This window comes from Klebsiella sp. 10 (genome assembly GCF_018223925.1).
Taxonomy (GTDB): domain Bacteria; phylum Pseudomonadota; class Gammaproteobacteria; order Enterobacterales; family Enterobacteriaceae; genus Klebsiella; species Klebsiella pneumoniae.
Window position 1 is genome coordinate 15,629 of the sequence record NZ_JAGRRB010000013.1, and the last position, 25,734, is coordinate 41,362.

24 protein-coding genes are annotated in these 25,734 nt (G+C 57.3%); 13 read left to right on the top strand and 11 right to left on the bottom strand.

Annotated features, from left to right (window positions below):
* Nucleotides 1–42: 42 nt before the first annotated feature.
* Nucleotides 43–693 carry a metal-binding protein ZinT gene (gene zinT / locus KHQ26_RS15380; protein WP_020804533.1) on the bottom strand — a complete coding sequence of 217 codons (651 nt, stop codon included), beginning with the start codon at nucleotides 691–693 and terminating at the stop codon, nucleotides 43–45.
* A 24-nt stretch (nucleotides 694–717) separates the two neighbouring features.
* Here zinT and KHQ26_RS15385 point away from each other — a divergent pair, with 24 nt between their 5' ends.
* The 3 genes from KHQ26_RS15385 (at nucleotide 718) to gldA (ending at nucleotide 3,730) form a co-directional block, all read left to right on the top strand.
* Entirely contained in the window at nucleotides 718–1,704 is a 987-nt protein-coding gene (locus tag KHQ26_RS15385; protein ID WP_020804532.1) for an AraC family transcriptional regulator, read from the top strand.
* A 205-nt stretch (nucleotides 1,705–1,909) separates the two neighbouring features.
* The gene (gene fsa / locus KHQ26_RS15390) at nucleotides 1,910–2,572 is read left to right on the top strand and encodes a fructose-6-phosphate aldolase (protein WP_004177977.1); all 663 of its coding nucleotides are present in this window, start codon (nucleotides 1,910–1,912) and stop codon (nucleotides 2,570–2,572) included.
* A gap of 54 nt (nucleotides 2,573–2,626) precedes the next feature.
* Complete coding sequence (gene gldA / locus KHQ26_RS15395) at nucleotides 2,627–3,730, top strand: bifunctional L-1,2-propanediol dehydrogenase/glycerol dehydrogenase (RefSeq protein ID WP_004146274.1); 1,104 nt, start codon at nucleotides 2,627–2,629, stop codon at nucleotides 3,728–3,730.
* A gap of 63 nt (nucleotides 3,731–3,793) precedes the next feature.
* Here the strand turns inward: gldA and KHQ26_RS15400 are convergent, their stop codons facing one another.
* The 3 genes from KHQ26_RS15400 to KHQ26_RS15410 all read right to left on the bottom strand — a co-directional run bounded on the left by KHQ26_RS15400 (nucleotide 3,794) and on the right by KHQ26_RS15410 (nucleotide 6,843).
* Nucleotides 3,794–4,675 (bottom strand): DMT family transporter, encoded by an 882-nt coding sequence (locus KHQ26_RS15400; RefSeq protein WP_020804534.1) that lies wholly within the window; start codon nucleotides 4,673–4,675, stop codon nucleotides 3,794–3,796.
* Nucleotides 4,676–4,818: 143 nt separating this feature from the next.
* Nucleotides 4,819–5,706 (bottom strand): methylenetetrahydrofolate reductase, encoded by an 888-nt coding sequence (gene metF, locus KHQ26_RS15405; protein WP_002882952.1) that lies wholly within the window; start codon nucleotides 5,704–5,706, stop codon nucleotides 4,819–4,821.
* Nucleotides 5,707–5,934: 228 nt separating this feature from the next.
* Complete coding sequence (locus KHQ26_RS15410; protein ID WP_020804542.1) at nucleotides 5,935–6,843, bottom strand: LysR family transcriptional regulator; 909 nt, start codon at nucleotides 6,841–6,843, stop codon at nucleotides 5,935–5,937.
* A 91-nt stretch (nucleotides 6,844–6,934) separates the two neighbouring features.
* Between KHQ26_RS15410 and KHQ26_RS15415 the strand changes: the two genes are divergently transcribed.
* The gene (locus KHQ26_RS15415) at nucleotides 6,935–7,306 is read left to right on the top strand and encodes a carboxymuconolactone decarboxylase family protein (protein WP_002882947.1); all 372 of its coding nucleotides are present in this window, start codon (nucleotides 6,935–6,937) and stop codon (nucleotides 7,304–7,306) included.
* A 37-nt stretch (nucleotides 7,307–7,343) separates the two neighbouring features.
* Here KHQ26_RS15415 and KHQ26_RS15420 read toward each other — a convergent pair whose 3' ends face one another.
* A complete protein-coding gene (locus tag KHQ26_RS15420) occupies nucleotides 7,344–8,900 on the bottom strand; it encodes a bifunctional metallophosphatase/5'-nucleotidase (RefSeq protein WP_020804540.1) in 1,557 nt (518 codons plus the stop codon).
* Nucleotides 8,901–9,038: 138 nt separating this feature from the next.
* Here KHQ26_RS15420 and KHQ26_RS15425 point away from each other — a divergent pair, with 138 nt between their 5' ends.
* Nucleotides 9,039–10,175 carry an IS1 family transposase gene (locus KHQ26_RS15425; RefSeq protein WP_020804539.1) on the top strand — a complete coding sequence of 379 codons (1,137 nt, stop codon included), beginning with the start codon at nucleotides 9,039–9,041 and terminating at the stop codon, nucleotides 10,173–10,175.
* Here KHQ26_RS15425 and KHQ26_RS15430 read toward each other — a convergent pair.
* Complete coding sequence (locus KHQ26_RS15430) at nucleotides 10,150–12,582, bottom strand: bifunctional aspartate kinase/homoserine dehydrogenase II (RefSeq protein WP_002882944.1); 2,433 nt, start codon at nucleotides 12,580–12,582, stop codon at nucleotides 10,150–10,152. The two genes, KHQ26_RS15425 and KHQ26_RS15430, sit on opposite strands and share 26 nt — an antisense overlap.
* Nucleotides 12,583–12,584: 2 nt before the next feature.
* On the bottom strand, nucleotides 12,585–13,745 hold the full coding sequence (gene metB, locus KHQ26_RS15435; RefSeq protein ID WP_049123784.1) for a cystathionine gamma-synthase: 1,161 nt from the start codon (nucleotides 13,743–13,745) through the stop codon (nucleotides 12,585–12,587).
* A gap of 267 nt (nucleotides 13,746–14,012) precedes the next feature.
* Here metB and metJ point away from each other — a divergent pair, with 267 nt between their 5' ends.
* On the top strand, nucleotides 14,013–14,330 hold the full coding sequence (gene metJ, locus KHQ26_RS15440) for a met regulon transcriptional regulator MetJ (RefSeq protein ID WP_002882924.1): 318 nt from the start codon (nucleotides 14,013–14,015) through the stop codon (nucleotides 14,328–14,330).
* Nucleotides 14,331–14,431: 101 nt separating this feature from the next.
* Here metJ and rpmE read toward each other — a convergent pair whose 3' ends face one another.
* The gene (gene rpmE / locus KHQ26_RS15445) at nucleotides 14,432–14,644 is read right to left on the bottom strand and encodes a 50S ribosomal protein L31 (RefSeq protein ID WP_002882922.1); all 213 of its coding nucleotides are present in this window, start codon (nucleotides 14,642–14,644) and stop codon (nucleotides 14,432–14,434) included.
* A gap of 252 nt (nucleotides 14,645–14,896) precedes the next feature.
* On the opposite strand from rpmE, the gene priA reads away from it, so the two are divergent.
* From priA to rraA, 7 genes are all read left to right on the top strand, one after another.
* Nucleotides 14,897–17,092: a primosomal protein N' gene (priA, locus tag KHQ26_RS15450; protein ID WP_004177997.1), complete on the top strand. Its 2,196-nt coding sequence runs from the start codon at nucleotides 14,897–14,899 to the stop codon at nucleotides 17,090–17,092.
* Between the two features lie 150 nt (nucleotides 17,093–17,242).
* Nucleotides 17,243–18,271 carry a DNA-binding transcriptional regulator CytR gene (cytR, locus tag KHQ26_RS15455; RefSeq protein ID WP_002882921.1) on the top strand — a complete coding sequence of 343 codons (1,029 nt, stop codon included), beginning with the start codon at nucleotides 17,243–17,245 and terminating at the stop codon, nucleotides 18,269–18,271.
* A 93-nt stretch (nucleotides 18,272–18,364) separates the two neighbouring features.
* A complete protein-coding gene (ftsN, locus tag KHQ26_RS15460; RefSeq protein ID WP_071526720.1) occupies nucleotides 18,365–19,333 on the top strand; it encodes a cell division protein FtsN in 969 nt (322 codons plus the stop codon).
* Nucleotides 19,334–19,424: 91 nt separating this feature from the next.
* Nucleotides 19,425–19,955 (top strand): ATP-dependent protease subunit HslV, encoded by a 531-nt coding sequence (gene hslV, locus KHQ26_RS15465; RefSeq protein ID WP_002882918.1) that lies wholly within the window; start codon nucleotides 19,425–19,427, stop codon nucleotides 19,953–19,955.
* Nucleotides 19,956–19,964: 9 nt separating this feature from the next.
* Complete coding sequence (hslU, locus tag KHQ26_RS15470) at nucleotides 19,965–21,299, top strand: HslU--HslV peptidase ATPase subunit (RefSeq protein WP_002882917.1); 1,335 nt, start codon at nucleotides 19,965–19,967, stop codon at nucleotides 21,297–21,299.
* 69 nt (nucleotides 21,300–21,368) lie between these two features.
* Nucleotides 21,369–22,289, top strand: coding sequence for a 1,4-dihydroxy-2-naphthoate polyprenyltransferase (gene menA / locus KHQ26_RS15475; RefSeq protein ID WP_002882914.1), 921 nt, complete (start codon nucleotides 21,369–21,371; stop codon nucleotides 22,287–22,289).
* A 92-nt stretch (nucleotides 22,290–22,381) separates the two neighbouring features.
* Nucleotides 22,382–22,867: a ribonuclease E activity regulator RraA gene (gene rraA / locus KHQ26_RS15480; protein WP_002882913.1), complete on the top strand. Its 486-nt coding sequence runs from the start codon at nucleotides 22,382–22,384 to the stop codon at nucleotides 22,865–22,867.
* Nucleotides 22,868–22,928: 61 nt separating this feature from the next.
* On the opposite strand, the gene pfkA is transcribed toward rraA, so the two are convergent.
* From pfkA to cpxP, 3 genes are all read right to left on the bottom strand, one after another.
* Nucleotides 22,929–23,891, bottom strand: coding sequence for a 6-phosphofructokinase (gene pfkA / locus KHQ26_RS15485; RefSeq protein WP_002882911.1), 963 nt, complete (start codon nucleotides 23,889–23,891; stop codon nucleotides 22,929–22,931).
* Nucleotides 23,892–24,087: 196 nt separating this feature from the next.
* Complete coding sequence (gene fieF, locus KHQ26_RS15490) at nucleotides 24,088–24,990, bottom strand: CDF family cation-efflux transporter FieF (RefSeq protein ID WP_002882907.1); 903 nt, start codon at nucleotides 24,988–24,990, stop codon at nucleotides 24,088–24,090.
* A 158-nt stretch (nucleotides 24,991–25,148) separates the two neighbouring features.
* Nucleotides 25,149–25,652 (bottom strand): cell-envelope stress modulator CpxP, encoded by a 504-nt coding sequence (gene cpxP / locus KHQ26_RS15495; protein ID WP_004178004.1) that lies wholly within the window; start codon nucleotides 25,650–25,652, stop codon nucleotides 25,149–25,151.
* Nucleotides 25,653–25,734: the final 82 nt, after the last annotated feature.

Genomic DNA, 25,734 nt, shown 5'->3' on the forward strand with positions numbered 1-25,734 from the left:
CTTTCTCCCCCCGGCCGCCCGGCCGGGGGTTTTCCGCCCGTTCTAGTGGTGCAGCATCTCATCAACGATCTGTTCTTTATGCAGCGCATACGGATAATAGGTCGGCCAGTTATCCATCTCTTTCAGCAACGCCTCCTGTGATTCATTGCCCATGAAAATATGGAAATGCTGTGATTTACGCGGGCCAATGATATGGTCGCTGAATTGCACAAATTTCGGCGCGTTGGCATCGCCCTGCTGGCACTCGAACAGATAACGCACGCCCTTCTTACCGGAGGCGTAATGCAGAATTTTATAGCCTGAATAGCGGTATTTGCAGCTATTGACGGTCTGGCCAACGTGGAACTCAATCACGTCATCTTCAATGCCAATCTGCTCCACAGCGGTGGCGTAGCCCTTCTTATAATAGGCGCGATACTCCTCCACGCTCTTGCCGCCGGGCTTTTTCGCCTTCTGCTCCAGCACCGGATCGAGATCGCCATTGAGCAGATACGGGTTCACCGACTGCCAGACGCCTTCCCAGTCGCTCAGCGCGCGGTCCTGCACATCTTTATCCGCAAAAATGCCTTCGCTGGCCTGACGCTCCACTTCGGTTAACGCCGGGCCATGGCTATGGTTGCCGTGGGCGAACGCCTGGGCGCTGGCTAAAGCCATGCCGAATCCTAAGGCCAGCAGGGGGATCTTTCTGGTCATTACTCTCTCCTGAGTTTGCTATCAATGGCGACAAATTGTTACGATATAACATATCTTATCTGGGAGGCAAGAGCGACAGGCAAGCGCTTTTACCGCTGGAATAATGTCCGGTATGATGAAAAGGGTGATGCGCTGAACGGAAGAATGATGGACAACGATATCAATCAACTTATTGATGCATTGCTAAAAAAGCAGACCAGCCTCGGCCGGGTTTATTTCGCCGGCGAGACGCGCTCGCCTGCTGAGCCGGTGGTGCAGGTGGATTTTCCCCGTCTGAATATCCTCCTCGATGGGCAGTTGCCCGACCAGGCGCTCGGCGATAACGCCCCTCCCCTCGAAGCCAACGACGTGCTCTATATTCCTGGCGATAGCTGGAACTGCCCGCAGTGGCAAGCGCCTTGCCTGCTGTTAAGCATCCTGTTCGCTAAGCAGCAGCTGGAGTGCTCGCTGCAGCACTGGAATGGCAAGGCGATAACTGTTGTCGACAAGCGGCAGGCGCTGCGCCGCGGGCCGCGCGTCGGATCATTTCTGCTGCAGGCGCTCAATGAACTCCGGATGCAACCGCAGGAGCAGCAAACCGCCCGCAGCATCGTCGTCAGCCTGCTCAGCCACTGCCATGATCTTCTCGGCAGCCAGGCGCAAACCTCCTCGCGCAGCCAGGCGTTGTTTGAAGCGATCCGCCAATATATGGACATCCATTATGCGGAACCGCTGAGCCGGGAATCGGTGGCCCAGGCGTTCTACCTCTCTCCCAACTATCTTTCCCATCTGTTCCAGAAATGTGGGCCAATGGGCTTCAATGAATATCTAAACCATATTCGTCTCGAACAGGCCCGTATGCTGCTGAAGGGCCACGATATGAAAGTGAAAGACATCGCCCACGCCTGCGGCTTCGCCGACAGCAACTACTTCTGCCGCCTGTTCCGCAAAACTACGGAACGCTCGCCGTCTGAATACCGCCGCCAGTACCATAGCCAGCTGACGGAAAAAACATCCCCGGTAAAAAACTAGATTTTTGTGTGTTAAACCTGACTTTTGTGCGCGCTATAGTTACCTCCCATCCCAGCCAGCGCCGATAAATGTGATCTAAATCATCCTTAATCACGATGCGTACATTTATCCAGTTTTTGGCAAATTTGTCATCTGGCTATCCTTCGAACGAAAGCCGTATGCTTACCTCAACGACAGCACCGAATTAAGCATTGAGGAAAACACAATGGAACTCTATCTGGATACCGCCAACGTCGCCGAAGTGGAACGCCTGGCCCGCATCTACCCGCTGGCCGGGGTAACCACCAACCCGAGCATTATCGCCGCCGGTAAAGTCCCGGTCTGGGATGTGCTGCCGCGCCTGCAAAAAGCCGTCGGTCCGGAGGGCACCCTCTTCGCGCAGACCATGAGCCGCGACGCGCAGGGCATGGTGGAAGAGGCCAAACGTCTGAGCAATGCCGTGCCGGGCATTGTGGTCAAAATCCCGGTCACCGCCGAAGGGCTCGCCGCTATCAAACTGCTGAAGAAAGAAGGCATCCCGACCCTTGGCACCGCCGTCTACAGCGCTTCGCAAGGCCTGCTGGCCGCGCTGGCCGGCGCAAAGTACGTCGCGCCTTACGTTAACCGCGTCGACGCCCAGGGCGGGGACGGCATCCGCATGGTGCAGGAGCTGCAATCCCTGCTGGAAATGCATGCGCCCGAGAGCAAAGTTCTGGCGGCAAGCTTCAAAACGCCACGCCAGGCGCTGGATTGTCTGCTGGCTGGCTGCGAAGCAATCACCCTTCCACTAGATGTAGCGCAACAAATGCTCGGCACCCCTGCGGTAGAGTCAGCCATAGAGAAGTTTGAACAAGACTGGAATAACGCCTTTGGCACGCTGAATCTGTAACCGGATCCGCGAGCCGCCTGCGGGCGGCGTCACGGTCATCGAGGAGGAATCGAAATGGATCGCATTATTCAATCACCAGGCAAATATATCCAGGGCGCAGGCGCCATCAAGCGCCTCGGCGACTATCTGAAACCGCTGGCCGAGCGCTGGCTGGTGGTCGGTGATAAGTTCGTCCTGGGGTTTGCGGAAGAGATGCTGCGTAAAAGCCTGGCCGACGCTGGCCTGGCGGCCGAAATCGCGCCGTTTGGCGGTGAGTGTTCGCATAATGAAATCAACCGCCTACGCGATATCGCCGGCAACGCGAAGTGCACCGCCGTGCTGGGGATCGGCGGTGGCAAAACCCTGGATACCGCGAAAGCGCTGGCCCACTTTATGAATGTGCCGGTGGCGATCGCCCCCACCATCGCCTCCACCGATGCGCCGTGCAGCGCGCTGTCGGTGATATACACCGACGAAGGGGAATTCGACAGCTACCTGATGCTGCCGCGCAACCCCAACATGGTCATTGTCGATACGCAGATCGTTGCCGGCGCGCCGGCCCGCCTGCTGGCCGCCGGGATTGGCGATGCGCTGGCTACCTGGTTCGAAGCCCGCGCCTGCTCCCGTAGCGGCGCCACCACCATGGCGGGCGGGAAGTGCACCCAGGCGGCGCTGGCGCTGGCCGAGCTATGCTACAACACCTTACTCGAAGAGGGTGAAAAAGCGATGCTGGCCGCCGAACAGCACGTGGTCACCCCGGCGCTGGAGCGGGTGGTGGAAGCCAACACCTATCTGAGCGGCGTGGGTTTCGAAAGCGGTGGTCTCGCGGCGGCGCACGCGATTCATAACGGCATGACGGCCATCCCTGACGCCCATCACTATTATCACGGGGAAAAAGTGGCGTTCGGAACCCTGACGCAGCTGGTGCTGGAAAATGCGCCGGTGGACGAAATAGAGACCGTCGCCGCGCTGTGCCACAGCGTTGGGCTGCCGATCACCCTGGCGCAGCTGGATATCAAAGGTGATATCCCGACCAAAATGCGTCTGGTGGCGGAAGCCGCCTGCGCTGAAGGCGAAACCATTCACAATATGCCGGGCGGCGTTGATTCCGACCAGGTCTACGCCGCGCTGCTGGTGGCCGACCAGTATGGTCAGCGCTTCCTGCAGGAATGGGAATAAACCAGAGCAAAACACCCGGCGACAGCCGGGTGTTTTTTATGCATCTCTGCAGGCCGGAGCAGGCTATGCCCCTCGTCTCTTGATACTGATCATCGCCAACGCCAGTACTATCAACGCAACGCCACAACCTTCCACCTTTCCTGGATTTTCATGTAGTAGCCACCAGGAAAATAGCACGCCACAGACCGGTACGGCCAGCGTACTCAGACCGGCTATACTTGCCGGTAAATTACGCAGTACAAAAAGCCACAGACTCCAGGCCAGCGCCGTTGCAAGGATTGCGCTGTAAGCCAGGGCCCAGAAAACGTCGGGCTGCCAGTCTACCGCCCGTTGCGGGACGAGCCAGGCCACTACGCTCATTACTACGGCGGCATATAGCATCTGCCATGTCGTTAGCGCCAGCAAATCAACCTGCGGATACCGGGTATACATACGCTTCGCGACGATCGCACCTGCCCCCCAGCTCACGCCAGAGAGGATCGCCAGCAAGGCGCTTTTCAGGGAGGTAAAATCGAGTTGCCAAGGCTGAAGTACGAGTATCAGGCCCACGCATGCCACCCCGATGGCGATATACTGCCATCGCCGCATGCGCTCATCTAAGAATAACGCGGCCATCACCACTACCCAGAATGGCATGGTATAACTCAGGATCGCCACTTTACCGGCGCCACCGCTCATTAGCGCCCACTGTGCCAGACCGACCATGCCGCAGGTTTGCAATAACGCGATCGCCAGGGTGTAGCCGAAAGGCGTCGGCTTGAGCGCTTTACCGCGGATCAACATCACTATCCATAGCACCACGGCGCCAAAAATACAGCGCAGCGCCGTGAAGTCAAAAGCGCCGATATAGCTCGTCACTTGCTTCATCGCGATCCAGCTAAAGCTCCAGATCAGCGTTAATAACGCCAAACCGCCAAACGCCAGTGGATCGCTCTTCCTTGCCATTGCATAACCCATCCCTGTCAATTATCAGGCTGGCACTATACGCGCTTTATCTTCTGCTCTCCCCTGACCTGTATCAGCGTTTTGGGCAAAAAAAAGCGATGGCGAATACCGGCTTCGCCATCGCACTAAACGTTAATGAAAACTCAGGCCGGGCGTACGCCCAGCGTATGGCAGATGGCGTAGCTCATCTCGGCGCGGTTCAGGGTGTAGAAGTGGAAATCCTTGACCCCTTCCCGGCTTAAGATCTTCACCATGTCCATGGCGATATTCGCCCCCACCAGTTGACGGGTTTCGGCGTCGTTATCCAGCCCTTCGAACATTTTTGACATCCACACCGGGATACGGACGTTGGTCATATCCGCAAACTTTTTCGCCTGTTTAAAGTTGGAAACCGGCAGGATACCGGGAATGATTTCCACGTCGATGCCTGCCGAGACGCAGCGATCGCGAAAACGCAGGTAGCTTTCCACATCGAAGAAGAACTGGGTGATCGCGCGGTTGGCCCCTGCTTCTACTTTGCGCTTCAGGTTCAGTAAATCCGCCTGCGCGCTTTTCGCCTCCGGATGCACTTCCGGATACGCGGCGACAGAGATATCAAAATCGCCTACCTCTTTCAGCAACGTCACCAGATCGGCGGCGTACATATCCGGTTTACCGCTGCCCGGCGGCAGGTCGCCGCGCAGGGCGACGATATGGCGGATACCGTTGTTCCAGTAATCCTGAGCGATAGTGCGCAACTCATCGCGGCTGGCATCGATACAGGTCAGGTGCGGCGCTGCTTCCAGACCGGTTCGCTCTTTAATGCCTTTGATGATGCTGTGGGTGCGATCGCGCTCGCCAGAGTTCGCGCCATAGGTTACCGAAACAAACTTCGGTTTCAGACTGCTCAGGCGATCGATGGATTTCCACAGGGTTTGCTCCATTTCACTGGTGCGCGGCGGAAAGAATTCAAAAGACACATTAATCTGGCCCTGGACTTCCGCCAGGCTCTGATTCAGGGCTTCCCGCTGATTGGCGTGAAAAAAGCTCATACCTTACCTCATCAATCGCATGTAATGGCTGTTATATTGCGAACTTCTATACGTTTAGACGTCCAGATGTAAAAATGACGGAAAAGCGCGCGGGCGTCAATAGAAAAATCTGCGTAAAGAGTGAGGAATAGGTCACCTACATGAAAAAAGTTCATCTTCCGATCACCTGGCCACGCACAGGAAGCGGCTCGGTGGGCAATATAAGGTGGCTCGCGAGTCAGCCTGAGACTAGCCAGTCGCCAGAATGCCATCCAGCAGAGAAAGCCATTGCTGCACGGACTCTGACTGGTGAGGCGCATAAATCACCCCAAGGCTTAACGGCATCGCGTCGCCCTCAGCCACCGGGCAGAACGCCACCCCCTGACGCTGAATCGCGGAAAAGGACGCCGGCAGCAGGATCATGCCTTCCCCGCGCGCAATACGCGCCAGCAGCACATCATGCTCGGCCGGTTCTTCCACATACGTCGGGGCATAGCCAGCCCGGTCGAAAATGCGGCGCGTGTAGTCAAAGAAACCAGGATTACGCTCGCGTTTAAACCAGAACAGCGGCCGATGATTGAGCGCGCTTAACGTCAGCCCTGGCCTGGCGGCTTCCGGCCAGGAGGCAGGTAATGCCGCAATGAGCGGCTCATGATACGGCAATGGGTGCAGGTGCAGCCCTTCAGTATTGAGCGGCAGCGCGACCAGCGCCGCATCGAGTTTGCCTTTGCGTACCTGCTGAGCCAGCGCCGGTGAGGCGTGGCGGGTGATATGCAACGCGCGGGTATGTTCGCTCAGCGCAGCCTCAACGGCGGCGAAAATGCCCTGTTCGAAGGCCGTCGTCACGCCCAGACGTAGAGCCTGCGGCGAGTGAACGGCGAGCTCACTCAATGCCGCCAGCGTGCGTTCCTGGAGCGCCAGCAGAGGTTGAATCATCTCCAGCACCTCTTTACCCGCGTCGGTCAGGATCAGGCCTTTGCTATGGCGCTGAAACAGCGTCACCCCCAGCTGCGCTTCCAGATGGCGGATATGGCGGGTCAGCGGCGGCTGCGAGATAAATAACCGCTGCGCCGCCCGGCTGATGTTATTTTCCTCCGCTACCACGGCAAAGGCGCGCAGCAGGCGAATATCCAGGGAATGTAATCGCGAAGTTGTCATACTGAAAAGGTATCACGAAAAGGGTATTACTCAAGTCCGGCACACTTCCCTACCCTTCCTCTTAACGCACCATCACAGAGAGGAAAAAACGATGTCCAGCGAACGTTACATCATCGGTCAGGAAATGCTTCAGCGGGTGGATGGTAAGGGCGGGGAAGCCGTCGTCGACAGCCTGCGGGATATCGCCCCCGATTTCGCCCGCTATCTGATTGAGTTCCCCTTCGGCGATATTTACGCCAGGCCAGGGCTCGATTTACGCAGCCGGGAAATCGCCACCATCGCCGCGCTCACGGCGTTGGGTAACGCCGAGCCACAGCTGAAAGTACACATTGCCGCGGGATTAAACGTCGGCCTGACGCAAGAGGAGATTACGGAAGCGATCATGCAGATGGCAGTCTATGCCGGATTCCCGGCGGCCCTCAACGGCCTGTTTGCCGCCAGGGCGGTATTTGCGGCCCACTGATCGCTTAAGGCCGGGCTGACTGCCCGGCCTTAAAAACTTATTTCTTCACATCGACAACGCGCTGCCCGTTAAGCTGCTCATCCGTTATCTTTTGCCCGGCTTTGAAATAGTCTACGACCGCATTTGAAACGTAATAGCCGCCGGAGGTATTACGCGCCTGCCCCTCGGTAAACGCGACAAAACCATCGCCGCCATCTGCAAGGAAGCTGTTGGTGGCAATATGGTAAACCGTCGTATCGTCAATCGGTTTACCGTTTAGCCTGAATAACACAACGCGCTGGCCCACAGGTTTGCTGCTGTCATACTTCATTTCCAGTCCCCGGGAGACCTGCAGCACGCCGTTGCTCAACCCGGCGCCATGCTCCATCAGGCTACGCAACTGCTTCCCGGTTAGATCCATGGTGACCAGCTCGTTGGGAAACGGGAAGGTGCTGATAACGGCCCCCATGCTTACCGCTCCGGCGGGGATTTCATTCCGGATCCCGCCCGAGTTGGTTAACGCCAGCTGCGTTCCCTTACCTCCCGCCTGCAGCAATGCATCAGCGGCAAGATTGCCCAGCGGCGAAGAGACGCCATAAGCGCGGGTCAGTTCGACTGGTGATCGCGTGACAACCTGCTGCACCAGTTGATCAAGTTGCTTATTCCAGCCGTCGATGACCTGTTTTGTCTGCGGATCAGGCTTCCACTCATCGGCATAAAGCGTCTTCAGCTCAAAGTGCTTCACCGTGAATTGGTGCGGTTTCTCCTGATAATCCAGCACCAGTTTACCCACATCGATGCCGCCGCTATCGGTAGAAAGGATCAACGTATTACCCACTTTAATGGGCTCCGGTGTGCCAACGTGAGCATGGCCGGTAATTAAAACGTCCAGGCCTTTCACCTGACCCGCAGTCTGAATATCTTTATCCAGCGCACGACGCACATCGGTTCCCCCCTGGCTCGACTGACGCGCCGGGACGCCTTCATGGATCAGGGCCACGGTCAGATCCACTTTACCGTTAAGTTCATCGATATAATGCTGTAGCCATTTCACCTCATCGCGCGCTTCGATACCCACTCGCGTCGCGGCAGAAACGGTGTCATTAAAAGCAAACACGCCGTGCAGGCCAATCACGCCAATTTTCACGCCATCTTTTTCGATAATGGTATAGGGTTTATCCCAGAACGATTTATCGCTGTTCTGATAAAAAATATTGCCCTGAACAATCGGGAATGTCGCCTGGCTAAGCTGAAGCAACGTATTATCCCAGCCGTGATCGAACTCATGATTACCGATAGTCACCGCATCGTAGGACATCGTATTCATAATATCGATTATCGCTTTGCCCTTAGTCAGGCTACTGATGTAAGGCCCGGTAAAATAATCTCCGGCATCAAAAAACCAGGTCGCGTTATTTTTCGCTTTTTCCTGTTTCACCATCGTCGTGATATTCGCCCAACCGCCAATATCTCGTTTACCATCCGCTATCCATGGCACTTTATAAGGTTCGACATGGGCATGAAGATCGTTGGTATAAATTATGGTGATATCTTTGGCGCAGGCCCAGAAAGGCAAAGTCAACAGAAGTGCTGCGCTCATTGTTTTTAGTTTCATCGGAGTTCCTTTCAGAGTGATAAAGAACCGCTAAGTTACGTTCTGAAAGACTTTTTTATGTGAGAGCATTCACAGTTGTATGCAACCCGAGCAGGACAAAATTAACGACCTGTAAAAATCGTTGGTATTGACCTGCCAGTGGATACTCTCTTTACCATTAACGCCTGTAAAACTTTTGGCTGCCGCAATTTAGGTTTACCGTCTGCGGCTGAGTATCATTTCCCGAATTTTCGGCTGGGCTACCCGGCGCTCTACTGCGCAGCCTGCGGCAGCTATCCCCCCCTGTTTAACGAACGGGAATTCTGCCCCTGGCTGGCGGCTTATCTGACGGATCATGCCCGCCGCTACGGCTATTTTTGCCCGGTATGCTATCAGCGGGATATTATTCGCTACGGCCGCAATCCGCAGGGTACGCAACGCCTTCAGTGCCGCCACTGTAAAAAGGTCTGGACGCCAAAATTCCCACACATCGCCCCAATTGAAGCCCCACGACGTATTTGCAGCGTACCGTTGATAGCGCCATTCCAGGGTAATGCCGCCGGGCAAAAGCTCTATTTTTTATTAAGCTTTGATGCCGTGCGCGGTAATGTTATTCATCTTACCTCTAATTTCACTCCTTTCGCGGTAGGCGAATCATTACGCTATCACTGGCGCGGCGGACAAGCCGACAGGGAGGAGACTGACGATATTATTCAACGTATTTCTCTCACTGAAATGCGCTTTTTACAACGCAGTCAGTTCGATGAAATCCAGTACGGCAGCGCAATGCAAAAGCGCCATGCCCGCGGCAATATATTGCGCCCGGTTATCGCCGCGCACGGTCATTTCAAACTGCTCAGCCAGCGGTTTCCAGAGGTGAAAACGCACGTTATTGCGCATGAATGCTTTTTACGCGGCGCGGCGATCGTTGCCTGGGCGCCGCTTTTTCGTCAGCGGCAAGGCGATCTATGGTATGTGGAAGAAGAGATAAGGAACCCAGCCAGCCCGGCTCCGTGGCAGCTACAGGGGAAAACCCATCATGGCTGGTGGCAAAATTCATGGCAGCGTTGGACGCAGGAAGAGAATCAGAAAATGGTCTGCCGGCTTGCCGGCACTGTAGAAGAGAACGCCTTTCTACCAGACCTTGCGGCCAGCCGACGGTTTACAATATGGCTGAAAAACAGACCCGCGTTTGCGCAGAGCGCCCTGTATTCCGCAGGGCGCGTAACGCAAATAGTGGCCTCACTGGTTCAAGAGTATAACGCGACGCTTACAGCAGCTGCGCCAGGCGGTTAATATCCGACTGGATCGCCCCGGCGGTCACATCGCGCCCGGCGCCGGGCCCGCGGATCACCAGCGGGTTATCGCGATACCAGCGGCTTTCGATGGCAAACACGTTATCGCACGGCAGCAGTGCCGCCAGCGGGTGCTCTTCGCGTACCGCTTCCACACCGACGCGTGCTTTGCCGTTGGCATCAAAGCGCGCCACGTAGCGGAGCACCAGCCCCATCTCGCGGGCCGCTTCCAGACGCTGCAGCATCTGCTCGTTCAGCTCTTCGCCATTCTCAAAGAAGTGATCGACCGACCCCTCTTCACAGTGCGCCGGCACCAGTGATTCCACACGCACCTGATCCGGTTCGATGTCATAGCCCGCTTCCCGCGCGAGGATCACCAGCTTACGCATCACATCCTTACCGGACAGATCGACGCGCGGATCCGGCTCGGTCAGCCCCTGCTGCCACGCCTGATCCACCAGGTCGGTGAACGGCACGGTGCCATCGAACTGCAGGAACAGCCAGGAGAGCGTTCCCGAGAAGATACCGCTCAGGCCGAGAATAGTATCGCCGCTGTCGATCAGGTCGCGCACCGTATGGTTCACCGGCAAGCCGGCGCCCACGGTGGCGTTATACAACCAGTGGCGCCCCGTCTTCTCAAACGCGTCGTGGATCTGACGATATTTATCACTGCTGCTGGCGCCCGCCAGCTTGTTGGCGCTAATGACGTGGAAGCCATGGCTGGCAAAATCAAGATACTGGTCGGCCAGCTGTTCGCTGGCGGTGACGTCCAGCACCACTAAATCATCATACGGGTGCGCGCGCATCCACAGGAACAGCGACTCTTCATCCTGCTCCACCGCTTCATCGTTGAAGAAAGCCAGCGCCCGGCTGGCATCCAGCCCGTCGTAATTCAGCAGGCTGCGTTTACTGTCGACTACGCCGGCGAGAATAAACTCGAAACCGGTACGCGCCGAGAGCGTAGTTTGTTCACGGGCGAAAAGCTCCAGCCAGCGGGAACCAATGTTCCCTTTGCCGAACAGCATCAGGCCAATACGCTTTTCGGCGCGAAACAAGGACTGATGCAGCCCCTGGATCAGGCTTTCCGTCGGCCCGGCGCGTAGCACCGCCACCAGGCTGATCCCCTCTTCAGACTGCCAGGTGAACTCCACCGGCTGCCCTTTGAGCTGCTGCCAGAAACGGTGGCAGTGCAGCGGGTTACGGGTGACTCCCGCGCCCACCATCGCCACCAGCGCCAGCTTCTGACGCAGACGCAGCTCGCCCGGCAGACCGGCTTCATCGAGCAATTTCAGCGCGCTGTCAGCCACCTCGGAGGTATAGCAGAACTGCAGCAGCTTACGGTCGGCATGGACGCCAACGGCTAACGGGCGCAGCTGGGCGCGTTTGAGCAGAGCGTCCAGCTCTTTATGCGCCAGTTTGAAATCGTGACCGGCCGGCACCTGGAACTCCACCAGGCAGACGTCGTCATGGCTGGTGACAATCCGTGCGCCGGTACCGGAGGCCAGCACGCGCTCAATGCGCGTGGAACCCTGTTCCGGCGTGTAGCTGCAGCGTAACTGCAGATCGATATCACTGGCGGAAACCGGCTGTAGCGTGCGGGCATGGAGCACCGGCGCGGCCAGGCGCGCCAGCTCGCTGGCTTCGTCCAGACGCAGCAGCGGCAGCAGGCAGGCGTCTTTCACCTTGCGCGGATCCGCGCTGTACACCCCGGCAACGTCGCTCCAGATAGTGACCCGGGAGGCGCCCGCCAGCGCGCCGATCTGGGTGGCAGAGTAGTCAGACCCGTTACGGCCCAGCAGGACGGTTTCGCCGGCCTGGTTACGGGAGATAAAGCCGGTCACCACCAGACGTTTGTTAGGATGCTGCGCCATCAGCTGCTGCAGCAGCGGATAGGATAATCCTTCATCCACCTGCGGCTGCGCGGCGCGTTCCGCGCGCAGGAACGCGCGCGCGTCCAGCCAGGCGGCTTCCATACCCAGCTGATTGAGAACCGCCGCCATCAGGCGCGCGGACCACACTTCCCCATGGCCGACTACTTCCGCATAGACCGCTTCGGAAACCCCGCCGTCCAGCAGACCAGCCAGACGCTCAAGGTCGTGGATAAAGGCGGCTATCAACGTATCCGCCGCCGCAGGCTCCAGCAGACCGCCAATCAGCTCGGTGTGATAGCGGCGAAGCGACTGCTGAACCTGATGCGCAGCAAGGCGATCGCTCTGGCTAAGCTTAAGCCAGCTGATCAGCTGGTTGGTGGTGCTGCCAGCGGCGGAGACGACCATCATATCCCCCGCCTGCGAATACTCCTTCATGATCCCCGCGACGCGCAGGTAACATTTCGCATCCGCTAAACTACTCCCACCAAATTTGTGCAGCTGACGACCCTTCGCCCCTGCCTGCGCAATCACACTCATCTTTATTCCTCGTTTGCTGCCCGGAAGCCATTTTCCAGGTCGGCAATTAAATCTTCACCATCTTCAATACCGGTCGATATACGCAGGAGCGTTTCTGAAATTCCGGCGGCGGCACGCGCTTCAGGCGCCATGCCGGCATGCGTCATCGTTGCCGCATGGGAAATCAGGCTTTCAACGCCCCCCAGCGATTCCGCCAGTGTAAACAGCGACAGCCCGCTCAGAAAACGGCGCAGCGTCTGCTCGTCACCGTCAAGCTCGAAGCTTAACATTGCGCCAAAACCTTTTTGCTGACGCGCCGCAATTTCATGCCCCTGGTTTTCCGGCAGCGATGGATGATACAGCTTTTTCACCAGCGGCTGGGTTTTCAGATACTCAACGATCGCCAGGGCATTTCGCTGCGCCACTTCCATCCGTGGAGACAGCGTCCGCAGCCCGCGCAACAGCAGATAGCTGTCGAAGGCGCTGCCGGTGACGCCAATATTATTCGCCCACCATGCCAGTTCGGTGACAGTTGTTGGATCTTTGGCAATCACCACCCCGGCCACCACATCGGAGTGACCATTGAGGTATTTGGTACAGGAATGCAGCACCAGATCGGTGCCCAGCGCCAGCGGGTTTTGCAACGCCGGGCTCAGGAAGGTGTTGTCCACCACGCTAATTGCCCCGGCCTCACGCGCCAGACCACAGATTTTCGCAATATCCACCACCCGCAGCAATGGATTACTTGGGCTTTCCACCAACACCAGCTTCGGTTTTTCCGCCAGCGCCGCCCGCAGCGCCTGCTCATCGCTTTGATCGACAAACTGGACGCGATAGCAGCCGCGCTTCGCCAGGCTGTCGAACAGACGGTAGCTGCCGCCGTAGCAGTCGTGCGGCGCCACCAGCAGATCGCCCGGTTTAAGGAACACCGTCGTCACCAGCAGGATCGCCGACATTCCGGTATTGGTCAGCACCGCGCCGGCGCCGCCCTCCAGCTCCGCTAAGGCGCGCTGCACCACATCGCGCGTCGGATTGCCACGACGGGAGTAGTCGTGGGCGCGCGGTTCATTAAAGCCGGTGAAGTTATAGGTACTGGAGAGGTGAATCGGCGGGACAACGCAACCGTACTGCTCGTCGTCATTTAAACCGCTACGCACTGCGATGGTGGCCTGTTTACGCGTCATGTTGGGAAGTTCCTGGGCTGAATCGGTGAAAAGTCAGGCTCCAGAGTAATCATTGTCACAATAGACGTCAATACATCTGGACATCTAAACTTCTTTGCGTATAGATTGAGCAAAGTGCAAATAGCCGTTAAAATTATATGCATTAGCGCACGTCGTCGGCGGCTTATCTCATGTCAGAAAGCCCGCGCATACGGTAAACTACGCGCAATTATAGCCCGGGCGGAATATTCTGGCCCTTCACTAATAAACAGAGGATTAAGGTATCTCATGGCTGAATGGAGCGGCGAATATATCAGCCCATACGCTGAGCACGGTAAGAAGAGTGAACAAGTAAAGAAAATTACGGTTTCCATTCCTCTGAAGGTGTTAAAAATCCTCACCGATGAACGCACGCGTCGTCAGGTGAATAACCTGCGTCACGCGACCAACAGCGAGCTGCTGTGCGAAGCGTTTCTGCATGCCTTTACCGGACAACCGTTGCCTAACGATGAAGACCTGCGTAAAGAGCGCAGCGATGAGATCCCGGAAGCGGCGAAAGCGATTATGCGTGAACTGGGAATCGACCCGGATACGTGGGAATACTGAGACGATAAAAAGGGCGGAATAATCTTCCGCCCTTTTTTCTTTCCCGCCCAGGCAGGCGGGAGAGACAAAAAAGCCGCCCTGAGGCGGCTTCTTCTGGCAACTTACTTGCTGCCCGGGATGCTGAAGCGCTTGTTGAAGCGGTCAACACGGCCACCGGTAGCAACATCACGCTGTTTGCCGGTGAAGAACGGGTGGCATTTGCCGCACACGTCGAGGTTCAGGTCGTGACCAACGGTGGAGCGGATTTTCATGACATTACCGCAAGAACAGGTAGCAGTAATTTCGTCGTAATTTGGGTGAATACCTTTTTTCATGGGAGAACCTCAGTTAAGGCCGCGTCGCTCTTCCAGCCCTAACGCCAGACACCACGCGATATTAGTAATTTCCCGTCGCCTTCTACGCTGCTGACAGCGTGAAGCACGCGGTAATGGTCAATCTTCAATGCGATATAAAGCGCATCAAAGGCGGCGAATCATACAGAATTTGACCAGCATATGCAAACTGATCCGCGCCGCCTTATCGTAATGTGTATACTATCCCGCCAGATTTCAAGTCAGGAAGATGACATGTCCGTCGCCCACGTTGCCCTACCCGTTCCGCTACCGCGCACTTTTGACTACCTGCTGCCTGAAGGCATGGCGGTCAAAGCGGGCTGTCGGGTGCGGGTGCCGTTCGGCAAACAGGAGCGGATCGGCATTGTCGCGGCGGTGAGCGAGCGCAGCGAACTGCCGCTGGATGAGCTAAAACCGGTCGCCGAAGCGCTGGACGACGAGCCGGTCTTCTCCACGACTGTCTGGCGACTGCTGATGTGGGCGGCTGAGTATTACCATCACCCGATCGGCGATGTGCTGTTCCATGCATTACCCGTTATGCTGCGCCAGGGCAAACCCGCCAGCGCCACGCCGCTGTGGTACTGGTTCGCCACCGAGCAGGGGCAGGTTGTCGACCTTAACGGTCTGAAACGCTCCCGGAAGCAGCAGCAGGCGCTGGCGGCGCTGCGCCAGGGCAAAATCTGGCGTCATCAGGTTGGCGAACTGGAATTCAATGAAGCGGCGCTGCAGGCGCTGCGCGGCAAAGGGCTGGCGGAACTGGCCTGCGAAGCGCCCGCCCTCACCGACTGGCGCAGCGCGTATTCGGTTGCCGGCGAACGCCTGCGCCTGAATACCGAGCAGGCCACCGCCGTCGGGGCGATCCACAGCGCCGCCGATCGTTTCTCCGCCTGGCTGCTGGCGGGTATTACCGGCTCCGGGAAAACGGAAGTCTATTTGAGCGTGCTGGAGAATGTGCTGGCGCAGGGGCGCCAGGCGCTGGTGATGGTGCCGGAGATCGGCCTGACGCCGCAAACCATCGCCCGATTTCGCCAGCGCTTTAACGCGCCGGTGGAAGTGCTGCACTCCGGGCTCAATGACAGCGAACGTCTCTCGGCCTGGCTGAAGGCGAAAAATGGCGAAGCGGCCATTGTGATCGGCACCCGCTCCTCGCTGTTTACCCCATTTAAAGATCTCGGCGTCATCGTCATCGACGAAGAGCATGACAGCTCCTACAAGCAGCAGGAAGGCTGGCGCTACCATGCCCGCGACCTGGCGGTATGGCGCGCCCACAGCGAGCAGATCCCGATAATTCTCGGCTCGGCGACGCCGGCGCTGGAGACTCTGCATAACGTCCGCCAGGGTAAATACCGCCAGTTAACCTTAAGCAAACGCGCGGGCAATGCGCGCCCGGCCCAGCAGCACGTGCTCGATCTCAAAGGGCAACCGCTGCAGGCGGGCCTGTCTCCCGCGCTGATTAGCCGTATGCGCCAGCACCTGCAAGCGGATAACCAGGTGATCCTGTTTCTTAACCGCCGCGGCTTTGCGCCAGCGCTGCTGTGCCACGATTGCGGCTGGATAGCGGAATGCCCGCGCTGCGACAGTTACTATACGTTGCACCAGGCGCAGCACCATCTGCGCTGCCACCATTGCGACAGCCAGCGCCCGATCCCGCGCCAGTGTCCTTCCTGCGGCTCCACGCATCTGGTGCCGGTAGGGATCGGCACCGAGCAGCTGGAGCAGGCCCTGGCGCCGCTGTTCCCTGAGGTGCCTATCTCGCGTATCGACCGCGATACCACCAGCCGCAAAGGAGCGCTGGAGGAGCATCTCGCCGCCGTCCATCGCGGCGGGGCGCGTATTCTGATTGGCACCCAAATGCTGGCCAAAGGGCACCACTTCCCGGACGTCACTCTCGTCTCCCTACTGGATGTCGACGGGGCGCTGTTTTCCGCTGATTTCCGCTCCGCAGAGCGTTTCGCTCAGCTTTATACCCAGGTCTCCGGACGAGCGGGCCGGGCAGGAAAACAGGGCGAGGTCATTCTTCAAACCCACCATCCGGAACACCCTCTACTGCAGACCCTGCTGTATAAAGGCTACGACGCCTTTGCCGAACAGGCGCTGGCAGAGCGGCAGACGATGCAGCTGCCGCCGTGGACCAGCCATGTGCTGATTCGTGCGGAAGACCATAACAACCAGCAGGCGCCGCTGTTTTTACAACAGCTGCGCAATCTGCTGCAGGCCAGCCCGCTGGCCGACGAAAAGCTATGGGTGCTCGGTCCGGTTCCGGCGCTGGCGCCAAAGCGCGGCGGCCGCTGGCGCTGGCAAATATTGCTGCAGCATCCTTCGCGGGTGCGTCTGCAACATATCGTTAGCGGTACGCTGGCGCTGATCAATACGCTTCCGGAGGCGAGAAAAGTGAAGTGGGTGCTGGATGTCGATCCGATTGAAGGATAAGCCTTCTCTTGCGAGCCGGATCGAAAAATTTAACAAGCATCACGTTTTTCATGAAAATTCTGTAACTCACTGCCGCGACTATCTGATAAAAATGATGCAGCAGTTAGCGCCCAAGGGAAATGCCAGCGCCATTCAGCGAGGAGAAACCAGGTGAAGCCCAAAAAACAAGTGGTTGCCGCCACCATGAAAGACGTCGCCCTCAAGGCAAACGTTTCCACGGCAACCGTGTCCCGAGCGTTGATGAACCCTGATAAGGTGTCGCAAGCCACCCGTAACCGGGTCGAGCAGGCGGCGCTGGAAGTCGGCTATTTACCGCAGTCGCTCGGACGCAATATGAAGCGCAACGAATCGCGGACGATCCTCGTGATCGTCCCGGATATCTGCGATCCCTTCTTTAGTGAAGTGATCCGCGGTATTGAAGTCACTGCCGCCGAGCACGGCTATCTGGTGTTAATCGGCGATTGCGCCCACCAGAATCAGAAAGAAAAAACCTTTATCGACCTTATCATCACCAAGCAGATCGACGGCATGGTGCTGCTCAGCTCGCGCCTGCCGTTTGACGCCAGCGTGGAAGAGCAGCGCAATTTGCCGCCAATGGTCATGTCGAATGAGTTTGCGCCGGAGCTGGAGCTGCCCACCGTCCATATCGATAACCTGACGGCGGCCTTTAACGCGGTAAATTATCTCCACGAGCTGGGACATCAGCGTATCGGCTGTATCGCCGGCCCGGAAGATATGCCGTTGTGCCATTATCGCCTGCAGGGTTATGTGCAGGCGCTGCGCCGCAGCGGTATCACCGTCGATCCGCACTATATTGCTCGCGGCAACTTTACCTTCGAAGCCGGCGCCAATGCGCTGGAGCAGCTGCTGGCGCAGCCGGTGCCGCCCACGGCGGTCTTTTGCCATAGCGATGTGATGGCGCTGGGCGCCTTATCGCTGGCAAAACGTCGCGGTCTGAAAGTGCCGGACGACCTGTCAATTGTCGGCTTCGATAACATCGCGTTGTCTGAATTTTGCGATCCGCCGTTGACCACGGTTTCACAGCCACGGTTTGATATCGGCCGTGAAGGAATGCTGCTATTACTGGAGCAAATGCAGGGGCATAACGTGAACAGCGGCTCGCGTCTGCTCGATTGCGAACTGATTGTTCGCGGCAGTACGCAAAAAATCAGACGATAACCATCAGGCTTTCGGGCCTGCTCTTCTGGTCAAAGGCCCGCCGCTTAAGTAACATGGCGGGCTGACGAACGAATATAAGACAGCGAAACGATAGTGGCACAACGAGATTATGTACGCCGCAGCCAACCGGCTTCTTCGCGGCGCAAAAAGAGCACGACCCGAAGCTCAAGGAATAAGCAAAGCAGCCTTCCGGCGATTTCACCGGCGATGGTGGCGATCGCGGCGGCTGTGCTGGTGGCCTTTATCGGTGGCCTCTATTTCATTACGCATCATAAGAAAGAAGAAGCGGAAGCGATGCAAAATCGCCAGGCCGCCGGCAACGGCTTGCCGCCCAAACCGGAAGAGCGCTGGCGCTATATTAAAGAGCTGGAAAGCCGCCAGCCTGGCGTCCGCGCGCCGACCGAACCGACCGCCGGTGGCGAAGTCATGAAACCGGAACAGCTGACCGACGAGCAGCGCCAGCTGCTCGCCCAGATGCAGGCCGATATGCGCCAGCAGCCGACCCAGCTGACCGAAGTGCCGTGGAACGAACAAACGCCGGCGCAGCGCCAGCAGACGCTTCAGCGTCAGCGTTTAGCGCAGCAACAGCAGCAGGCGCAGCAGCAACAGTGGGCGCAGACTCAGGCGCAGACCGTCCAACAGCAGCCGCCGCGCGTTCAGCAGCCGAAGCCGGTTCAGCAGCAACAGCCGAAGCAGACCGTGTCAAACCAGCAGCCGTACCAGGATCTGCTGCAGACGCCAGCGCATACCAATACCACGCAGCCGCGTACCCAGGCCGCGGCGCCGGTAACTCGGGTGGAAGAAGCGCCGAAAACCACCGCCGAGAAGAAAGACGATCGTAGCTGGATGATCCAGTGCGGCTCTTTTAAAGGCGCCGAGCAGGCCGAAACCGTCCGCGCTCAGCTGGCTTTCGAAGGGTTTGCTTCGCACATTACCACTAACAACGGCTGGAACCGCGTGGTTATTGGCCCGTTGAAAGGCAAAGAAAGCGCCAACGAGATGATCACCCGCCTGAAGATGGCTGGACACGCGAACTGCATTCGTCTCGCCGCCAGGGGTTGAAACCCTCAAAATCCCCCCCATCTATAATTGCATTCGGCCCCGCGGACAGCGCGGGGCCCCTGTTCCGCTTTTGCAACCAAGGGGTCTGCTCGTGACTACAATTGTAAGTGTTCGCCGTAACGGCCATGTTGTTATTGCCGGTGATGGCCAGGCCACGCTGGGCAACACCGTGATGAAGGGCAATGTGAAGAAAGTGCGTCGTCTGTACAACGACAAAGTGATTGCCGGTTTCGCTGGCGGCACCGCCGACGCCTTCACGCTGTTCGAACTGTTTGAACGTAAACTGGAAATGCACCAGGGCCATCTGGTGAAGGCCGCCGTTGAGCTGGCCAAAGACTGGCGAACTGACCGGATGTTGCGCAAACTGGAAGCGCTGCTGGCCGTCGCGGACGAAAACGCGTCGCTTATCATCACCGGTAACGGTGACGTGGTACAGCCGGAAAACGATTTGATTGCTATCGGCTCCGGCGGTCCTTACGCCCAGGCCGCGGCCCGCGCGCTGTTGGAAAATACCGATATGGGCGCGCGCGACATCGCCGAGAAAGCGTTGGATATTGCAGGTGATATCTGCATCTACACCAACCATTTCCACACCATCGAAGAATTACCTTCTAAAGCGTAAGGATCTCCCATGTCTGAAATGACCCCACGCGAAATTGTCAGCGAACTGGACAAACACATTATCGGTCAGGACGCCGCCAAGCGTTCTGTTGCTATCGCCCTGCGTAACCGCTGGCGTCGGATGCAGCTTAACGAAGAGCTGCGTCATGAAGTCACGCCGAAAAACATTCTAATGATCGGCCCAACCGGCGTCGGTAAAACCGAAATCGCCCGTCGTCTGGCAAAACTGGCTAACGCGCCGTTTATCAAAGTTGAAGCGACGAAGTTCACCGAAGTGGGCTATGTCGGTAAAGAAGTGGACTCCATCATCCGCGATTTGACCGATGCGGCGATCAAAATGGTTCGCATGCAGTCCATCGATAAGAACCGTTACCGCGCGGAAGAGCTGGCGGAAGAGCGCGTGCTTGACGTGCTGATCCCACCGGCGAAGAACAACTGGGGCCAGACTGAGCCGTCGCAGGAACCGTCTGCAGCGCGCCAGGCGTTCCGTAAAAAACTGCGTGAAGGCCAGCTGGACGATAAAGAGATTGAAATCGATCTCGCTGCGGCGCCGATGGGCGTTGAAATCATGTCCCCTCCGGGCATGGAAGAGATGACCAGCCAGCTGCAGTCTATGTTCCAGAACCTCGGCGGCCAGAAGCAGAAACCGCGTAAGCTGAAAATCAAAGACGCGATGAAGCTGCTGATTGAAGAAGAAGCGGCCAAACTAGTCAATCCGGAAGAGCTGAAGCAGGAAGCCATCGACGCTGTAGAGCAGCACGGTATCGTCTTTATCGACGAAATTGACAAAATCTGTAAGCGCGGCGGCAACACCTCCGGCCCGGACGTCTCCCGCGAAGGCGTACAGCGCGACCTGCTGCCGCTGGTGGAAGGCTGCACCGTCTCCACCAAACATGGGATGGTCAAGACCGACCACATCCTGTTTATCGCCTCCGGCGCATTCCAGGTGGCCAGCCCATCCGATCTGATCCCGGAACTGCAGGGGCGTCTGCCGATCCGCGTTGAGCTGAAGGCGCTGACCACCCACGACTTCGAGCGCATCCTGACCGAGCCGAATGCCTCCATCACCGTGCAGTACAAGGCGCTGATGGCGACCGAAGGGGTGAACATCGAATTCACCGAAGACGGCATCAAGCGCATCGCCCAGGCCGCATGGCAGGTAAACGAAACCACCGAGAACATCGGTGCGCGTCGCCTGCACACCGTGCTGGAGCGCCTGGTGGAAGATATCTCCTATGATGCCAGCGAGATGAACGGCCAGACCGTCACTATCGATGCCGAATATGTGAGTAAACACCTGGATGTTCTGGTGGCAGATGAAGATCTGAGCCGTTTTATCCTATAATCCGGTGCAATGCATTTTCATCACTGTTGATGGGGGCTATCGCCCCCATTTTTATTGGCTAAAATAACTATGACTGATATCAGCCGTTCACAGGCGTGGCTGGAAAGCCTGCGTCCTAAAACGTTACCGCTGGCATTTGCCGCGATTATTGTTGGCACCGTCCTTGCCTGGGAGCAGGGCCATTTTGATCCCTGGGTTGCCCTGCTGGCGCTGATCACTGCCGGCTTGCTGCAAATTCTTTCCAACCTCGCCAATGACTACGGCGACGCGGTTAAGGGGAGCGATAAACCGGATCGCATCGGGCCGCTGCGCGGGATGCAGAAAGGGGTGATTACCCCCCAGCAGATGAAGCGCGCCCTGATCGTCACCGTCGTACTCATCTGCCTGTTTGGTCTGGCGCTGCTGTGCGCCGCCTGGCAGAGCGTCGGCGATTTCATCGGCTTCCTCGCCCTGGGAGGCCTGTCTATCGTGGCCGCCATCACCTACACGGTGGGCACCCGTCCGTATGGATATATTGGTCTGGGTGATATCTCAGTACTCGTTTTCTTCGGCTGGCTGAGCGTCCTCGGCAGCTGGTATCTGCAAGCCCATAATGTGGAAGCGGCCATTTTTCTGCCGGCGACAGCCTGCGGTCTGCTGGCGACCGCCGTGCTGAACATCAATAATCTGCGCGATATCGACAGCGACCGGCAGAACGGGAAGAACACCCTCGCCGTGCGCCTGGGCCCGGTCAATGCCCGCCGCTATCATGCCTGCCTGCTGCTCGGCGCCCTGCTGTGTCTGGCGCTGTTTAACCTGCTGGCGCTGCATTCAGCCTGGGGCTGGCTGTTTATTCTCGCCACGCCGCTGCTGGTGAAACAGGCGCGCTACGTCCTGCGCGAATCCGATCCGCTGGCGATGCGGCCAATGCTCGAAAAGACGGTCAAAGGGGCTTTACTAACCAACCTGCTGTTTGTTATCGGAATTATTGCCAGTAAGCTGATGGCTTAACTGACAAATATCAATTAACAATTGATGATTTTGCCAACAATGCGATTCGCGGGATATACTAAAAACTCTCGCAGCAACTGAACGTTAAGCCTATGAAATACGATACTTCCGAGCTTTGTGACATCTACCAGGAAGATGTCAACGTCGTGGAACCGCTGTTCTCTAACTTTGGAGGACGGTCGTCGTTTGGTGGACAGATCATTACGGTTAAATGTTTCGAGGATAACGGGTTGCTCTACGATCTGCTCGAGCAGAATGGCCGTGGTCATATTCTCCTGATCGACGGCGGCGGCTCAGTACGACGCGCGTTAATTGACGCAGACCTGGCGCGTCTGGCCGTCCAGAATGAATGGGAAGGGTTGGTGGTCTATGGCGCGGTGCGCCAGGTTGACGACCTTGAGGAACTGGACATTGGTATTCAGGCGCTGGCGGCTATTCCGGTCGGCGCGGCTGGCGAAGGCATCGGCGAAAGCGACGTGCGCGTCAATTTCGGCGGGGTGACTTTCTTCTCCGGCGACCATCTGTATGCCGATAACACCGGGATGATCCTGTCGGAAGACCCGCTGGATATCGAATAAACCTTCCGCCATAAAAAAGGCCTTCTCCATGAGAAGGCCTTTTGTTTATCCGGCGCGTAACTTAGTACAGTTTCTTCGCGCAATCCAGCCAGTCGTTCTTGAACGGACGCTTCATGTTCTCGATGGCATCGATGATGTCGTGGTGCACCAGCTTCTCGTTCTGGATGCCGACGCAACGGCCGCCATGGCCCTGCAGCAGCAGCTCAATCGCATAGGCGCCCATGCGGGAAGCCAGGATGCGGTCGTAAGGAACCGGGGAACCGCCGCGCTGAATGTGGCCGAGGACGGTGGCGCGAGTTTCACGGCCAGTCTCTTTCTCGATGTAGCTTGCCAGCTCGTCAACGTCGCACATGTGCTCGGTGATGGCCACGATAGCGTGTTTTTTCCCTTTCGCGATACCGGCTTTGATTTCTGCCACCAGATCGTCACGGGTATATTCCACTTCAGGCACCATGATGAACTCACAGCCGCCGGCAATCGCCGCCGCCAGGGTCAGGTCGCCACAGTAACGGCCCATCACTTCCACCACGGAGATACGCTGGTGCGAAGAGGAGGTGTCGCGCAAACGGTCAATCGCTTCCACCACGGTGCTCAGGGCAGTAAAGAAGCCGATGGTGTAGTCAGTGCCTTTGATATCGTTGTCGATGGTGCCCGGCAGGCCGATGCATGGGAAGCCCATCTCGGTCAGGCGCATCGCCCCCATATAGGAACCGTCACCGCCGATAACCACCAGCGCGTCCAGGCCGCGCTTCTTCATGTTTTCGATAGCCACAGCGCGGATGTGTTCTTCGCGGAATTCCGGGAAGCGAGCGGAGCCCAGGAAGGTACCGCCGCGGTTGATCATGTCGGAAACGCTGTAACGGTCGAGCTGAACCATACGGTCTTCATACAATCCGAGGTAACCGTCATAGATTCCAAAAACTTCCAGACCTTCCGTTAATGCCGCGCGCACAACGCCACGAATTGCTGCGTTCATGCCCGGCGCATCACCGCCACTTGTCAACACACCGATTTTCTTAATCATGACTACCTCTGAACTTAGGAAGCAAAAAATAATTCTGTTGCCTGAAGCGCTCCCTCACCAGGAGTGCACGACGCTAATGACAATAGTATATCAAACGCCTCAAGCTGAATTGATTCAGGTCAGACCAAACGGCGGTAATTTATACAAAAAATGCCGATCTGCCCCACATTTTTACATCGAGTTTACAGACTATAACCTAACGCTCAAAAAAGCCCTGCTGCGCCGCTGGCACCACAGAGCTGGGATCCTGATGGATAATGACATCGGACCCCGGGAAACGGCGCAGAATCGCCTGCTCCACCTGGTCTGCAATCACGTGGGCTTGCACCAGCGGGAGGTTATCTTCCATTTCCAAATGAATCTGAATAAAGCGGGTCGGCCCTGACTGCCGCGTTCGTAGATCGTGCGCCCCGCGGATGCCGGGCCATGCGGTCACGATGGTGATAATGTCCTGACGCTCCTCGTCAGGCAAGGCGCGGTCGAGTAGTGACTGAACCGCCTCATAGCCCATCCGCAGCGCGCTATATAAAATATAGATGCCAATCCCCAGGGCAAACAACGCGTCGGCGCGATGCCAGCCGTACCAGGAGAGGCCCAGCGCCACCAGAATGGCGCCGTTCATCATAACATCAGACTGATAATGAAGCATATCCGCCCGCACCGCCTGGCTCTGGGTTTTTCGCACCACCCAGCGCTGGAAAGTCACCAGCGCCAGCGTACTAACGAGGGCGATCAATGTGACGACGACCCCGACGCCGGCGGCCTGCAGCGGCTCCGGACGCACCAGGTGCTGAATGCCGGTGAGAAACAGGAACAGCGCCGAGCCGGAGATAAACATGCTTTGCGCCAGCGCCGCCAGCGACTCCGCTTTGCCATGACCAAAGGTATGTTCTTCATCAGCAGGCTGTAGCGAATAGCGAACCACCAGCAGGTTGGTCAGCGAGGCGGCAATGTCCACCAGCGAATCCACCAGCGCAGCCAGAATACTGACAGAACCGGTATACCACCACGCAAAAATTTTGATCAAAAGTAACGCAGAGGCCATAGCCGTCGCTGCAATAGCGGCGCGGCTCACCAACCGGCCATAAGATTGATTCATATAGGCTCCTTCTCCTGCAATGCGCTTAGTATAACCCGAACTTGTGACGCTCACGGGATAGGCGAAGGAGTTGATTTACCGTAAAAAGGGCAAAAAAAACCCCCACATCATGTGGGGGAAGACAGGGATGGTGTCTATGGCAAGGAAAACAGGGTTTGTTACTGGGGTTGCAGGGTGTTGCTACTACTCGAAAGCATCATCGCTGAGCCTTTCTGCATCCTTGCAACCTCACGCAACTGATCCATACGCTGCTGGTGCTTAGCATTTAAAACCGCTTGCTGCTCTGGCGTAAGCAGGTGGTACATCTGGTTGCGAACCTTAGCCATCTCGACCTGGCGGGCAACCTGTTCCTGCGCCATCTTTTCTGCCTGAGCGCGCACAGCGTTTTCATCAAAATTTTCTGCGGTGACAAGGCGATGCATTGTCTCCATTTCGCTAACATTAACGGGGAGCCTGTCGTGGCGTGCCCGTTGCATAAGATCCCGTAACTGCTGACGTTGCTGCTCGGTTAAACTTATGCCGTCAAACATATGGCTTTGGCTACCGCGCTGTCCCCCTTCGTCTCCGGGGAGCCAGTTAACGCTGGTAACGACTTCAGCGGCCTGGCTATATGCACTTAGCGCCAGCGTTGAGGCCATGACGGCAGCGATAACATTGCGCATCACATACTCCCAAAACGTTTGTGTCGCGATTCAACGAGAGACAGTCTACGATTCAGGCTGCAAACATGCGTCAGGGGGTGTA